The 14,242-nt window shown below is 59.5% G+C and carries 11 protein-coding genes; 9 read left to right on the top strand and 2 right to left on the bottom strand.

What is annotated here, in order from left to right; translation table 11 throughout:
• The first annotated feature begins 143 nt into the window (after positions 1-143).
• From panB to DJ564_RS27935, 8 genes are all read left to right on the top strand, one after another.
• Positions 144-944: a 3-methyl-2-oxobutanoate hydroxymethyltransferase gene (panB, locus tag DJ564_RS27895; protein ID WP_109634897.1), complete on the top strand. Its 801-nt coding sequence runs from the start codon at positions 144-146 to the stop codon at positions 942-944.
• Positions 941-1,801, top strand: coding sequence for a pantoate--beta-alanine ligase (gene panC / locus DJ564_RS27900; RefSeq protein ID WP_109634898.1), 861 nt, complete (start codon positions 941-943; stop codon positions 1,799-1,801). Before panB ends, panC begins: the two co-directional genes overlap by 4 nt.
• 194 nt (positions 1,802-1,995) lie before the next feature.
• Positions 1,996-2,376 (top strand): aspartate 1-decarboxylase, encoded by a 381-nt coding sequence (panD, locus tag DJ564_RS27905; RefSeq protein WP_003228271.1) that lies wholly within the window; start codon positions 1,996-1,998, stop codon positions 2,374-2,376.
• A gap of 225 nt (positions 2,377-2,601) precedes the next feature.
• Positions 2,602-4,266, top strand: a complete 1,665-nt coding sequence (gene pgi, locus DJ564_RS27910) for a glucose-6-phosphate isomerase (RefSeq protein ID WP_109634900.1) — start codon at positions 2,602-2,604, stop codon at positions 4,264-4,266.
• Positions 4,267-4,461: 195 nt separating this feature from the next.
• The gene (acs, locus tag DJ564_RS27920; RefSeq protein ID WP_109634904.1) at positions 4,462-6,399 is read left to right on the top strand and encodes an acetate--CoA ligase; all 1,938 of its coding nucleotides are present in this window, start codon (positions 4,462-4,464) and stop codon (positions 6,397-6,399) included.
• Positions 6,400-6,595: 196 nt separating this feature from the next.
• Positions 6,596-7,612, top strand: a complete 1,017-nt coding sequence (locus DJ564_RS27925) for a class I SAM-dependent rRNA methyltransferase (RefSeq protein WP_109634906.1) — start codon at positions 6,596-6,598, stop codon at positions 7,610-7,612.
• Between the two features lie 105 nt (positions 7,613-7,717).
• Positions 7,718-10,660 (top strand): DUF748 domain-containing protein, encoded by a 2,943-nt coding sequence (locus DJ564_RS27930; RefSeq protein WP_109634908.1) that lies wholly within the window; start codon positions 7,718-7,720, stop codon positions 10,658-10,660.
• Positions 10,660-10,959 carry a DUF2845 domain-containing protein gene (locus tag DJ564_RS27935; RefSeq protein WP_109634910.1) on the top strand — a complete coding sequence of 100 codons (300 nt, stop codon included), beginning with the start codon at positions 10,660-10,662 and terminating at the stop codon, positions 10,957-10,959. The genes DJ564_RS27930 and DJ564_RS27935 overlap by 1 nt, the downstream gene beginning before the upstream one ends.
• A 282-nt stretch (positions 10,960-11,241) precedes the next feature.
• Here DJ564_RS27935 and DJ564_RS27945 read toward each other — a convergent pair whose 3' ends face one another.
• Both DJ564_RS27945 and DJ564_RS27950 read right to left on the bottom strand, forming a co-directional pair.
• Positions 11,242-11,595 carry a BON domain-containing protein gene (locus DJ564_RS27945; protein WP_109634911.1) on the bottom strand — a complete coding sequence of 118 codons (354 nt, stop codon included), beginning with the start codon at positions 11,593-11,595 and terminating at the stop codon, positions 11,242-11,244.
• 312 nt (positions 11,596-11,907) lie between these two features.
• Positions 11,908-12,315 (bottom strand): pilin, encoded by a 408-nt coding sequence (locus DJ564_RS27950; protein ID WP_010467585.1) that lies wholly within the window; start codon positions 12,313-12,315, stop codon positions 11,908-11,910.
• Positions 12,316-12,540: 225 nt separating this feature from the next.
• Here DJ564_RS27950 and pilB point away from each other — a divergent pair, with 225 nt between their 5' ends.
• Positions 12,541-14,241 carry a type IV-A pilus assembly ATPase PilB gene (gene pilB, locus DJ564_RS27955; protein WP_109634913.1) on the top strand — a complete coding sequence of 567 codons (1,701 nt, stop codon included), beginning with the start codon at positions 12,541-12,543 and terminating at the stop codon, positions 14,239-14,241.
• The last annotated feature ends 1 nt before the right edge of the window (position 14,242 follow it).

Consider the following 14,242-nt stretch of genomic DNA (forward strand, 5'->3'; position numbering starts at 1 on the left):
GGCGTCCCGCTGCCGCCAACACGGCATTGAAGGGCGCAATCCAGGCCTTAAAAGCACGACAACAGACCGTGCGCCTGTATTTAACGAAGAATCACGCGCGTTACTCGCAGTAGTTTCCACAGCGCCTGAATGAGGAACTTTTCATGCCAGCCATTACCCTGACCACTCTGCAAGGTCTCAAGCAAAAAGGTGAAAAGATCACCATGCTGACCTGCTATGACGCGACCTTCGCCCACGCCTGCAATCAGGCTGGCGTAGAAGTGCTGCTGGTGGGCGACTCCCTCGGCATGGTTCTGCAGGGTCACGACAGCACCTTGCCGGTGACCACCGCGGAAATGGCTTACCACGTGGCAGCCGTCAAACGCGGTAACGCCGATGCGCTGATCCTCGCCGACCTGCCGTTCATGGCCTACGCCACCACCGAACAAGCCATGAGCAACAGCGCCCTGTTGATGCAGGCCGGTGCGCACATGGTCAAGGTTGAAGGGGCCTTGTGGCTCGCCGACTCGATCCGTCTGCTGGCCGAACGCGGTATCCCGGTGTGCGCGCACATGGGCCTGACGCCGCAATCGGTGAACATCCTGGGCGGTTATAAAGTCCAGGGCCGCAGCGAGAACCAGGCACGGCAAATGCGCGCCGACGCCATCGCCCTGGAGCAGGCCGGTGCAGCCATGTTGCTGCTGGAGTGCGTACCGAGCGAACTGGCCCAGGAAATCACCCAGGCGGTAGGCATTCCGGTGATCGGCATCGGCGCCGGCAGTGGCACCGACGGCCAGGTCCTGGTCCTGCACGACATGCTGGGCCTGTCGATTACCGGCCGTGTGCCTAAATTCGTAAAAAACTTCATGAACGGCCAGACCAGTATTCACGCTGCGTTGAGCGCCTACGTTTCTGAAGTCAAGGCAGCCACTTTCCCTGGGATCGAACACGGATTCTCTGCATGAACACCGTAAAAACCGTACGCGAACTTCGGGCCGCTGTCGCCCGTGCCCGCAGCGAAGGCAAGCGCATCGGCTTCGTGCCGACCATGGGCAACCTGCACAGCGGTCATATCGCGCTGATTACCAAAGCGACCCAACGGGTGGATTTCGTGGTCGCGAGCATTTTCGTCAACCCGCTGCAATTCGGCGCCGGCGAAGACCTCGACAAGTACCCGCGGACCCTGGCCGCCGACCAAGAGAAACTGCTCCAGGCCGGTTGCCACCTGCTGTTCGCGCCAAGCGTCGAAGAGATGTACCCCGACGGCATGGCCGGCCAGACCCGCGTCAGCGTCCCGCAACTCTCCGAAGGCCTGTGCGGCGCCAGCCGTCCCGGGCATTTCGAAGGGGTGGCGACGGTGGTCAGCAAGCTGTTCAACATGGTCCAGCCGGACCTGGCGATCTTCGGCCAGAAAGATTTCCAGCAACTGGCGGTGATCAAATCCCTGGTCCACGACCTGAATATGCCGATCCAGATCATTGGCGAACCGACCGTACGTGCGCCCGATGGCCTGGCGCTGTCGTCGCGCAATGGTTTCCTCAGCGAAGAGCAACGGGCCGTTGCGCCGACGGTATATCGCGGCCTGAGCCAGATTGCCGAGGCGATCAAACAGGGCGACCGGGATTTCCCGGCGCTGATCGACGCACAGATCAAGCAGCTCGAAGCGGCGGGATTGCGCCCTGATTACCTGGAGATTCGTCACGCGCAAACTTTGCGCCCGGCGACCCCTGAGGATCGGGACCTGGTGATTCTGGTGGCGGCGTTCCTGGGGACTACGCGGTTGATCGACAACCTGCACCTGAACCTCGACGCCACCGCCTGAACACCACAAAACCCCTGTAGAAGCGAGCCTGCTCGCGATGAGGCCATCACTTCAACATCTATGTTGAGTGGAAAGCCGCCATCGCGGGCAAGCCCGCTCCCACAGGGGATCTGCGTCAGTTTTTACATCGTATTGCTGCCTCTGAAGCCTTCGGGCAAACTGCCCGCCGTTCGATTCCGACCTGGGAAACCCTCATGCACGCCATCATGCTCAAAGCCAAGCTGCATCGCGCCGAAGTCACTCACGCCGTACTCGATTACGAAGGTTCTTGCGCCATCGACGGCGAATGGCTGGACTTGTCCGGTATCCGTGAATACGAACAGATCCAGATTTATAACGTCGACAACGGCGAACGCTTCACCACCTATGCGATTCGTGGTGAAGAAGGCTCGCGCATGATCTCGGTCAACGGCGCCGCCGCGCACAAGGCCAAGGTCGGTGACCGGGTGATCATCTGCGCCTACGCGCATTACAGCGAAGCCGAGTTGCTCAACTTCAAGCCGCGCATGCTCTACATGGCGCCGGGCAATGAACTGAGCCACACCAGCAATGCCATTCCGGTTCAGGTCGCCTGATCGAACCGCCGCCCCTCCCGCTTGTCGAAACGTTCCCTGCTTTGTGTATAAAAAAGTACCGGGAACGTGTTAGACAAAGTCAAGACAGATCGCAGCGCGAGGTTTACTGTATTCGCCCTGTGTCATTGAAATCGTGTCGACGCAGTTGACCGGACGCCTGCCCACGGCGCTCCGGGATTTTCAGTGTTCAAAAAAGCCGTTCAAGTAAAAAGGAAACCCGCAGCGATGGCGTACTACCGCACTCCTCATGACGTTACCGCTCTGCCCGCCTGGCAAGCGTTGAATGACCACCGCCAAGCCATGCAGGATTTCAGCATGCGCGAGGCCTTCAATGCCGATCCGCAGCGCTTTACTCAATTCACCCTCAGCAGCTGCGGCCTGTTTCTCGATTACTCGAAGAACCTGATCAACGCCGAGACCCGCAATCTGCTGGTGGGCCTGGCCAATGAAGTCGACCTCAAGGGCGCGATCAAGTCGCTGTTCGACGGCGAAATCGTCAATTCCTCGGAAGGTCGCCCGGCCCTGCACACCGCCCTGCGCCGCCCGGTCGGCGACAAACTGTCGGTGAACGGCGTCAACGTGATGCCTGAAGTGCACAAGGTGCTGAACCAGATCACCGACCTCGTCGGCCGCATCCACGACGGTCTGTGGCGCGGTTATACCGAGAAGCCGATCACTGACGTGGTGAATATCGGCATCGGTGGCTCGTTCCTCGGCCCTGAGCTGGTCTCTGAAGCGCTGCTGTCCTACGCCCAGAAAGGCGTGCGCTGCCATTACCTGGCAAACATCGACGGCAGTGAATTCCACGAACTGACCATGAAGCTGCGCGCCGAGACCACGCTGTTCATCGTTTCGTCGAAATCCTTCAATACCCTCGAAACCCTGAAGAACGCGCAAGCCGCTCGCGCCTGGTACCTGGCTCAGGGCGGTTCGGAAGCCGAGCTGTATCGTCACTTCATCGCCGTCTCCAGCAACAACGCGGCGGCGGTGGCATTCGGTATCCGCGAAGAAAACATCTTCCCGATGTGGGACTGGGTCGGCGGCCGTTACTCGCTGTGGTCGGCTATTGGCTTGCCAATCGCACTGGCCATCGGCATGTCGAACTTCAAGGAACTGCTGTCCGGTGCCTACACCATGGACCAGCACTTCCAGAGCGCGCCATTCGACCAGAACATGCCGGTGCTGCTGGCCTTGCTCGGCGTCTGGTACGGCAACTTCTGGGGCGCGCAAAGCCACGCGATCCTGCCGTACGACCACTACCTGCGCAACATCACCAAGCACTTGCAACAGCTGGACATGGAGTCCAACGGCAAGAGCGTACGCCAGGACGGCACGCCAGTGTCCACCGACACCGGCCCGGTCATCTGGGGCGGCGTGGGTTGCAACGGTCAGCACGCGTATCACCAGTTGCTGCACCAGGGCACCCAACTGATTCCGGCCGACTTCATCGTGCCGATTGTCAGCTTCAACCCGGTCTCCGACCACCACCAGTGGCTGTATGCCAACTGCCTGTCGCAGAGCCAGGCGTTAATGCTCGGCAAGACCCTGCCGGAAGCCGAAGCCGAACTGCGCGACAAAGGCATGAGCGAAGAAGACGTGCATAAAATCGCGCCGCACAAGGTGATCCCGGGCAACCGTCCGAGCAACACCATTGTGGTCGAGCGCATCAGCCCGCGTCGTCTTGGCGCGCTGGTGGCGATGTACGAACACAAAGTCTTCGTGCAAAGCGTGGTCTGGGGCATCAATGCCTTCGACCAGTGGGGCGTGGAGTTGGGTAAAGAGCTGGGCAAGGGCGTCTACAACCGCCTGGTCGGCAGCGAAGAAACCCCGGCTGACGATGCTTCCACCCAAGGCCTGATCAACTATTTCCGCGGTCGTCACCGCGGTTGATCTGACGCATTATCGCTATCCCCTGTGGGAGCGGGCTTGCTCGCGAACGCGGTGGGTCATTCAACGATGATGTTGACTGACCCGCCGCTTTCGCGAGCAAGCCCGCTCCCACATTGGTTTTTGTGTCTGGCTTGAACCCTTTGGCTACTCGGCGCATCTTTATTACTTGTCGCAAAACAAGAATAAGGAACCGTCATGTTCGATATCAGCACATTCCCCAAAGCCGATGCCGTCCGCCGGGCTGCAAACCTGAGTCAAGATGACTACCACCGCCTCTACCGCCAATCCATCGAACACCCCAGCACCTTCTGGGCCGAGCAGGCGGGCCGCTTTCTCGACTGGAGCACGCCATGGGAAACCGTCCAGCGCTATAACCTGAAAACCGGCGAGGCCAGCTGGTTTGCCGGTGGCAAACTGAACGTCAGCTACAACTGCATCGACCGTCACCTGGAAAAACGCGGCGATCAGATCGCCATCCTCTGGGAAGGCGACGACCCCGCCGAATCCGCCCAGATCACCTACAAAAAACTCCATCACAACGTCTGTCGCCTGGCCAACGTGCTCAAAAGCCGTGGCGTGAAAAAGGGCGACCGCGTGTGCATCTACATGCCGATGATTCCTGAAGCGGCCTACGCCATGCTTGCCTGCACGCGGATTGGCGCGGTGCATTCGGTGGTGTTCGGTGGCTTTTCGCCAGACTCGGTACGCGACCGGATTCTCGACGCCGACTGCCGCACGGTGATCACCGCCGACGAAGGCGTGCGCGGCGGAAAATTCGTGCCGCTCAAACAGAAAGTCGACCAGGCGCTGCAAAGTTGCCCGAACGTCAGCACCGTCATCGTCGTCGAGCGCACCCATGGCGAAGTGGATTGGGTCGAAGGTCGCGACCTCTGGTATCACCAAGCGCTGCGCGACGTCAGCGACGATTGCCCGCCGGAACCCATGGACGCCGAAGACCCGCTGTTCATCCTTTACACCTCCGGCAGCACCGGCAAACCCAAAGGCGTGCTGCATACCACCGGCGGCTATCTGCTGCAAGCGGCAATGACCTTCAAGTACGTGCTCGACTACCGCGATGGTGAAGTCTTCTGGTGCACCGCTGACGTCGGCTGGGTCACCGGCCACAGCTATATCGTCTATGGCCCGCTGGCCAACGGCGCGTCCACGCTGATCTTCGAAGGCGTGCCGAGCTACCCGAGCAGTTCGCGTTTCTGGCAGGTGATCGACAAACACCACGTCAACATTTTCTACACCGCCCCGACCGCGCTGCGCTCGCTGATGCGCGAAGGCCCGGAACCGTTGAAGGATACTTCGCGCCAGAGCCTCAGATTACTCGGCAGCGTCGGTGAGCCGATCAACCCGGAGGCGTGGGACTGGTACTTCAACGTCGTCGGCGACCAGCGTTGTCCGATCGTCGACACCTGGTGGCAGACCGAAACCGGCGGCATCATGCTCAGCCCGCTGGTCAGCGCGCAACGGATCAAGCCCGGCTGCGCCACCCAACCGATGTTCGGCGTGCAACCGGTGCTGCTGGATGAAACGGGCAAGGAAATCAAAGGCGCCGGCAGCGGCGTACTGGCGATCAAATCCAGCTGGCCGGCGCAGATCCGCAGCGTCTATGGCGACCCGCAACGCATGGTCGACACCTACTTCAAGCCCTACCCCGGCTACTACTTCACCGGCGACGGCGCGCGGCGTGATGAGGATGGCGATTACTGGATCACCGGCCGCATCGACGACGTGATCAACGTCTCCGGGCACCGCATCGGCACTGCCGAGGTAGAAAGCGCGCTGGTGCTGCACGACAGCATCGCCGAGGCCGCCGTGGTCGGTTATCCCCACGACCTCAAGGGCCAGGGCATCTATGCCTTCGTCACGCCCATGAACGGCACCGAGGCCAATGACGAACTGAAGAAAGAACTGCTGGCCCACGTCAGCAAGGAAATCGGCAGCTTCGCCAAACCGGACTTGATCCAGTGGGCACCGGCTTTGCCGAAAACCCGGTCGGGCAAGATCATGCGGCGCATCCTGCGCAAAATAGCCTGCAACGAACTGGACAGCTTGGGGGACACCTCGACCCTGGCCGACCCGAGCGTGGTGCAAGAGTTGGTCGATAAACGCCTGAACCAGTAACTTCTGTTGCTATGCACTAACTGTGGCGAGGGGGCGATGCGGCGTTCCGACAAGCCCCCTCGCCACAAAAGCCCTTGGTCCACAAAACCCTATTGGCCATAGAAAGCCACTGACCATGGGGAACGATCAGTGGCTCGGGATCAGGTGCAATGCTGTTAAACTCCCGCGCCAAATTCCCTCCTGCAAGGCGCCCAGCATGTCTTCCTTGAATCAGGCGCTGCGCGCCGCCCTCGATCATCGCCAGGACCTGCTCGCCGAGCTGCATCAGCAAGGCACCGATTGCTATCGCCTGTTCCACGGCAGCCAGGAAGGCGCCGGCGGCCTGACCATCGACCGCTACGGCCCGCAACTGCTGGTGCAAAGCTTCCACCAGGCACTGGAGCGTGAGGCGCTGCTGCAACTGCACGAGATCATCAATCAACACCTGGGCCTCGAAACGCTGCTGGTCTACAACGACCGCTCCCGGGGCAACTCGCGCATCGACCGCGAAGACACCGTCTACCGCGCCGACGAGGCCGCCCTGCAAGACTTGATCGGCCACGAATGGGGTCTGAACTACCGGGTTTGCGGGCGCCATGCCGGCCAGGATCCGCTGCTGTTCCTGGACCTGCGCAACACGCGCGGCTGGGTCAAGGAACACAGCAAACACAAAAGCGTACTCAACCTGTTTGCCTACACCTGCGGCGTCGGCCTGAGTGCTGCCGCCGGTGGGGCAAGCGAGGTGTGCAACCTGGATTTTGCCGAGGGCAATCTGGCGGTCGGCCGTGAGAACGGTCTGCTCAATCCGCAGTTGCCAGCCATGGAATTCATCCAGTCCGATTACTTCCCGGCCATTCGCCAGCTGGCGGGCCTGCCGATCAGTCAACGGCGCGGGCAGAAACTGCCGAGTTACCAACGTCTTGAGCAACGTCAGTACGACCTGGTGCTGCTCGATCCACCGGCCTGGGCCAAGAGCGCGTTTGGCACGGTCGATCTGCTGCGCGACTACCAGAGCCTGCTCAAACCCGCGCTGCTGACCACCGCCGACAACGGCGTGCTGATCTGCTGCAACAACCTGGCAAAGGTCAGCATGGACGATTGGCGCGAACAGGTTTTGCGTTGCGCCGAGAAGGCCGGCCGGCCCGTCCGCGAGTGGACAGTGATGAAACCTGGCGCGGATTTCCCGTCGATGGATCAACAGCCGCCGCTGAAAACACTGATTCTGCAACTCTGAAATTTCACCGCAAAATCAGATTAATCCTATAAAGCAGGATCACTTCGGAACCGGATTCGCGTGCCATACTCCAACGCACTCCGATTCAGACAGATGAAGCCGCACATGCCCAAAGGATTGATTCGCGCTATTGGCGCATTGTTGACTGCTCTGGCCCTTTATAGCCTGCTGGGGTTTCTGATTTTACCGGGCATCGCGTTGCGGGTCGCCAATCAGCAATTGGCCAATTACGCCACGATGCCCGCCACGATTTCCCGCATCGAACTCAACCCTTTCAGCCTGGAAGTGACCCTTTGGGGCTTGGTCATCGGCGAGCCGGGCAAAGAACAGGTCGGCTTTGAACGCCTGTATGCCAACTTGCAGATCGACAGCCTGTGGACCAAAGCGCTGCACCTGTCCGATATCGAACTGGACAAACCCAAGACCGAAATCCTCTTCGGCAAGGACGGCAAACTCAATCTGTTGGGCCTGTTCAAGATCCCCGCCAGTGAGCCAACTCCCGCCGACCCGGACGCCAAGCCGTTTCCGTTGCGCATCGAGCGGATCAAACTGGCTGGCGGCAATGTGCACTTTCAGGATTTGCGCCCCAGCGAACCCATCGAGTTTCTCTACGACAAACTCGACTTCGAGCTGAAGAACCTCAGCACCCTGCCCGAAGACAGTGCCGACATGACCCTGGTGGCCGTCGGCCCGGCCGGTGGACAGCTCGACTGGACCGGTAACTTCAGCCTGATCCCGATTGCCTCCGAAGGTAAGTTGAAGATCACCGACGGCAAGATGAAAGCCTTTTGGCCCTATGTGCGTGACGCATTGCCGCTGGTGCTGGAAGACGGCGTCGTCAACCTGAGTACCGACTACAAGCTCAACTTGTCCAAGGAAACCGAACTGCTGCTGAGTAACGTCGCCGTCAGCGTCGCGCCCTTCGCCATCAAGGCTCCGGACGGTCGACCGCTGGCGAAACTCGAGCGTCTGGACATCAGCGAAACCACCGTGGATCTGGCCAAACAGCAAGTGGTGGTCGGCAAGATCCGTAGCAATAAACTGGAAACCTGGGCCGCCCTGGAAGCGGATGGCCAACTCGACTGGCAGAAACTGTTCGCCAGTCAGCCTTCCAAGGCGACGGTCAAAGCCAACGCCGAACCGACCAGCACTCCAGCCGCCGCTGATTCACCGAAACCTGAACCCGCGCCACCCAGCAAACCGTGGCAAGTGCTGCTCAAAGACGTGCAACTGCGTAATTACCAGGTGCATCTGGCCGATCGCAAGGCACAACCCGTCGTGGCGCTGGATGTCGGCCCCCTGAACCTGGACCTGCAGAATTTCGACAGCCTCAACGGCTCGCCTTTTAACCTCAAGCTCGACACCGGCGTGGGTAAACAGGGCAAGCTCATGGCCGACGGAGTGGTCAACCTTGCACCGGTCAGCGCCAAATTGAACGTGCAGACCAAGGACATCGACCTGCGTATCGCCCAGTCCTACATCAACCCGTTCATTCGCCTGGAACTGCGCAGTGGCATGCTCGGCAGTGATCTGGCGGTCGACCTGAAAAGCACCGAGCCATTGGCGTTCAGCGTCACCGGCAAAGCGCAGGTCGATCAATTGCATACTCTCGACACCCTCAAGACCCGCGACTTCCTCAAGTGGCAGCAACTGGTGCTCGAAGGCCTGAATTATCAGCACGGCGACAGCCTGACGATCGACAAGGTCAACCTGTTCCAGCCGTATGCGCGCTTCATGATCAACGATGACCGCACCACCAACATCGATGACCTGCTGATCCCGCAACCGGCCGACACCGGCGTTGCCAAGACCGCCGCTGCCAAACCCGCCAGCAAGGAAAAACCGCTGGGCATCCACATTGGCGGCATTGCGATCAATGACGGTTCGGCGAACTTCGCCGACTTCAGCCTGACCCCGAACTTCGCCACGGCCGTGCAACAGCTCAACGGGCAGATCGGCACTATCGACAGCCGTCAGGCGAAACCGGCCACCGTCGATATCAAAGGCAAGGTCGATCGCTATGCGCCCGTGACCATCAAGGGGTCGGTCAACCCATTCGACCCGATGGCCAGCCTCGACATCTCCACCAGTTTCAAACGCGTGGAACTGACCACGCTGACGCCCTACTCCGGCAAGTTCGCCGGTTACCGCATCCGCAAGGGCCGACTCAATCTCGACCTGCATTACATCATCGTCAAGGGCCAGCTCAAGGCCGAGAACAAAGTAGTGGTCGAGCAACTGCAACTGGGTGAAAAAGTCGACAGTCCGGACGCTGTCAGCCTGCCGCTGAAACTGGCGATCGCCTTGCTCAAGGACGTCGATGGCAAGATTTCCATCGAGCTGCCGGTGACCGGCGACTTGAACAACCCGCAATTCAGCGTCATGCCGATCGTCTGGCAGACCCTGCGCAACCTGATCGTCAAAGCCGCTGCCGCCCCGTTCAAAATGATTGGCGGGCTGGTCAGTGGCGGTGGTTCGCAAGATCTGGGCACCGTTTCGTTTGCACCGGGTTCAAGCGATCTGAGCAAGGACGCCGAGGCTTCGTTGGTCAAACTGTCCCAAGCCCTCAAGGAACGTCCTGCCCTGCGCCTGGAAATCGAAGGCACGGCCGCCGCCAGCAGCGACGGCCCGCTGATTGCCGAGCAACGGCTTGAACGCGAATACCAGTACAACTACTACAAAATGCTCCAGCGGCGCGGCGACAAGGTTCCGGCCCAGGCTTCACTGTTGCAAGTGCCGGACGGCGAGAAAGGTCCGCTGCTGGAAGGGATCTACCGCACACGCCTGAAGACCCAGCCACCCGCCGAATGGAAGGACCTGGGCAAGGAAGAACGCACCGCAAAAATGCGCGCAGACGTGATCAAGTTCTGGAGCTCCAGCGACGTACTGTTGCGCCAGCTCGGTCAGGAACGCGCCAGCAGCATCAAGGATTACCTGGTGGACAAGACGCAGATGGCCGATGACCGCGTCTACTTCATCGACGCCCAACTGGGTGAGGCAGAAAGTGACGGTCGGGTGGTGACGCCAATGCACCTGGATGCCGAGTGATGATCAGACGAGTGCTGATGAGCCTGACCCTCCTGGCACTGGCGGCCAGCCAGGCCTCGGCGGCCGATACCTTGCGCTGCGGCAGTCAATTGGTCAGCGTCGGCGACCGGTCCAGCGAAGTGCTGCAGAAATGCGGTGAACCGGTCAGCCGCGATCTGCTGGGCTACAAGCGCAGCGCCAACCGACGGGAAGAGTTTCAGGTTGAGGAATGGACCTACGGGCCCAATGGCGGGATGTATCAGTACCTGCGGTTTGAAGGCAATCGGCTGAGACAGATCACCAGCAAACGCGGGAACTGAACCCACCATCCAAAGTGGGCACATACAAATGTGGGAGCGGGCTTGCTCGCGAAAGCGGTGCGTCATTCAGCATTGATGTTGGCTGACACACCGATTTCGCCAGCAAGCCCGCTCCCACAGTGGTTTTTGCGGCGCCCACAATAGAACAGGCCCCCGACACGAATGTCGGAGGCCTGTAATGACCACATCCTTGTGGCCGTCGCATGAACTCTCCAGATGCGGCTGGCGTATTACTCGGCCCGCCTGCCGCGCCTTCTCCCAGTCCAGGCGAGAAGTCTTGCCTTACTCGGCTTTCAGGCCGTCAGCGGAGACCGCCTGGACGCCTTTGATTTTCTTGGCGATAGCCACGGCGGTGGCTTTCTGAGCGTCAGTCACCGCAACGGTGGACGACAGAGACACAACACCTTTGTTGGTTTCGACTTTGATGTCGGTACCAGGAATGCCTTTTTCGGTTACCAGGTCTGCTTTGACTTTGGTGGTGATCCAGGTGTCGGAGGTAGCTTCTTTGGCTTGGGTCACTTCACCGGCGGCCAGGACCATTGGCGCCTGGGTCGCTTGGGTTTGAGCGAATGCAGCGTTGGCCATGGTCAGGGTCAGCGCGGTAGCAGCAGCGGCAGCGATAGCGAACTTCTTCATACGAGTAACTCCTGTTTTTCTAGAAAGTCTGCTGTGTGTCTTGTCAGCAGGGTTACTGGGTATATTGCGAACGCTGTGCCAACTTTGAGACAGCCAATAAATCCTTATAAAACAGTCTCTTATGAAATAGCCCGATTTTCGGAATCATGCAAATTGCATGACTTCGAGATTCTCTACATGCAAGTTGCGGGTTTTGAGGCGGGCCTAAGGCCATGAATTGTCGAGAATTTCTTTCTATTACGAGTTTTTCCCTTCGACAGAAAAAAAAATGCCCCACCTCGTGAAAGGCGGGGCATTTGTTAACCGCGAGTATCAGACGCCTGTGCAGCCTTTAGGCGCGTACTCCTGAGCGACTGTGGTAGCGCAAGTCCAGCCAGTCAGAGAGCGCGTCAGGGTAATGGTTTTGCTCAAGACCGGACCTGGAGCGTTGAGAATCGTGCAACCGATGGTGCCGGTACCATCAGTCGCGACACCCGCTGCCGTGGTCGTGCAATTGGAGGTCGTGGCGGTTCCGCCAACCTTCGTCAGATCCGGATTGGTGCCGGAGTTCATAAGGTCCTCAAACGGGACTTTCAACGCCGTGATCTCTGCCAGGCCGGCCGTCACCTTGGCACGCGCTTGATACTTCGAGTAAGCCGGCAACGCAAACGTCGCCAGAATCCCGATGATCGCCACCACGATCAGCAGTTCGATCAGGGTAAAACCTTTTTGAGTATTCATAGACAGGCTCCATGCATGAGTCGAAATCTCATGATCTGAATGAGCTTCAGCACAGCCCGTGCCAAGCGCTGCACTCCCTGTTTTCGGGGCACAAAACCAAGGTATGGAGCTTTCCTACCCCCAGGATCCGCACTATCTGACACTATTTGTCACCTGACGGCCGCTGGTTTGGCTCAGCTCCTTGACTAGGCTATAAGTCATGAACTGTCTGCGTCCGGTATCCCAATGAATGACATCGCCCTTAGCGGTCTGGCCAAGCAATTGGTTCTGGCCGAACTGCTCACTGACCAAAGCGCGCAACAGGCGTATCAGCAAGCTCAACGCAACAAAATCTCCCTGGTCAGTTATCTGGTGCAGAACAGACTGGTGAAGAGCCGACAGGTCGCCGAGATTGCCTCGGAGCATTTCGGCATGCCGCTGCTCGACCTCAATTGCCTGGATAAAGAAACCCAACCCCGAGGGCTGGTCAGCGAGAAACTGGTCCGTCAGCACCACGCCCTGCCCCTCTGGCGACGCGGCAACAAGCTGTTCGTGGGGGTTTCCGATCCGACCAATCATCAAGCCATCAATGACATCCAGTTCAGCACAGGACTGAACACCGAAGCCATTCTGGTGGAGGACGATAAACTCGGCGATGCCATCGATAAATTCTTCGACAGCCAATCCACCGGCCTGGAAGACATGGCCGATGTTGACCTTGACGGGCTGGACATCGAGTCGGTCGATGACAATAAAAAGGACTCCATCGCAGGCCAGGATGCCGATGACGCGCCGGTGGTGCGCTTCGTCCACAAGATGTTGCTCGATGCGATCAAGAGCGGTTCGTCCGACCTGCATTTCGAGCCCTACGAAAAAACCTACCGGGTGCGGATGCGCACCGACGGCATGCTGCGCGAAGTCGCCAAGCCGCCGAGCCAACTGGCCAACCGCATTGCGGCGCGGCTGAAAGTCATGGCCAGCCTCGACATCTCCGAGCGGCGCAAACCCCAGGACGGACGGATCAAGATGCGCCTGTCCAAGACCAAATCCATCGACTTCCGGGTCAACACCCTGCCGACCCTGTGGGGCGAGAAAGTGGTGATCCGGATCCTCGACCCGTCCAGCGCGCAAATGGGCATCGACGCCCTCGGCTACGAGCCTGAGCAGAAAGCCTTGTACATGGCTGCGCTGAAGCAGCCACAGGGCATGATCCTGGTCACCGGGCCGACCGGTTCGGGCAAGACCGTGTCGCTCTACACCGGGCTGAACATCCTCAACACCGTGGACATCAACATCTCTACCGCCGAAGACCCGGTGGAGATCAACATGGAAGGCATCAACCAGGTCAACGTCAATCCCAAGCAAGGGCTGGATTTCGCCCAGGCGCTGCGCTCGTTTCTGCGTCAGGACCCGGACGTGATCATGGTCGGTGAAATCCGCGACCTCGAAACCGCCGAGATCGCCATCAAGGCCGCCCAGACCGGGCACATGGTGCTTTCCACCCTGCACACCAACAGCGCCGCGGAAACCCTGACCCGCTTGCACAACATGGGCATTAAGGGCTTCAACATTGCCACCTCGGTGACCCTGATCATCGCCCAGCGGCTGGCGCGCAAACTGTGCAGCCATTGCAAGAAACCCATCGAGATTCCCCGCGAGGCGTTGCTCAAGGAAGGCTTCCCCGAGGAACGCATCGGCTTGTTCACGATCTATGAGCCGGTCGGCTGCGATCAGTGCAACCGCGGTTACAAAGGGCGAGTGGGGATTTATGAAGTGGTGAAGAACACACCGGACCTGCAACGGCTGATCATGGCCGAAGGCAATTCACTGGAAATCGACATCCAGATGCGCAAGGACGGTTTCAACGACTTGCGCACTTCGGGATTGAGCAAGGCCATGCAAGGCATCACCAGCCTTGAAGAAATCAACCGGGTCACCAAGGACTGAA

Source organism: Pseudomonas sp. 31-12 (genome assembly GCF_003151075.1).
Taxonomy (GTDB): Bacteria; Pseudomonadota; Gammaproteobacteria; order Pseudomonadales; family Pseudomonadaceae; genus Aquipseudomonas.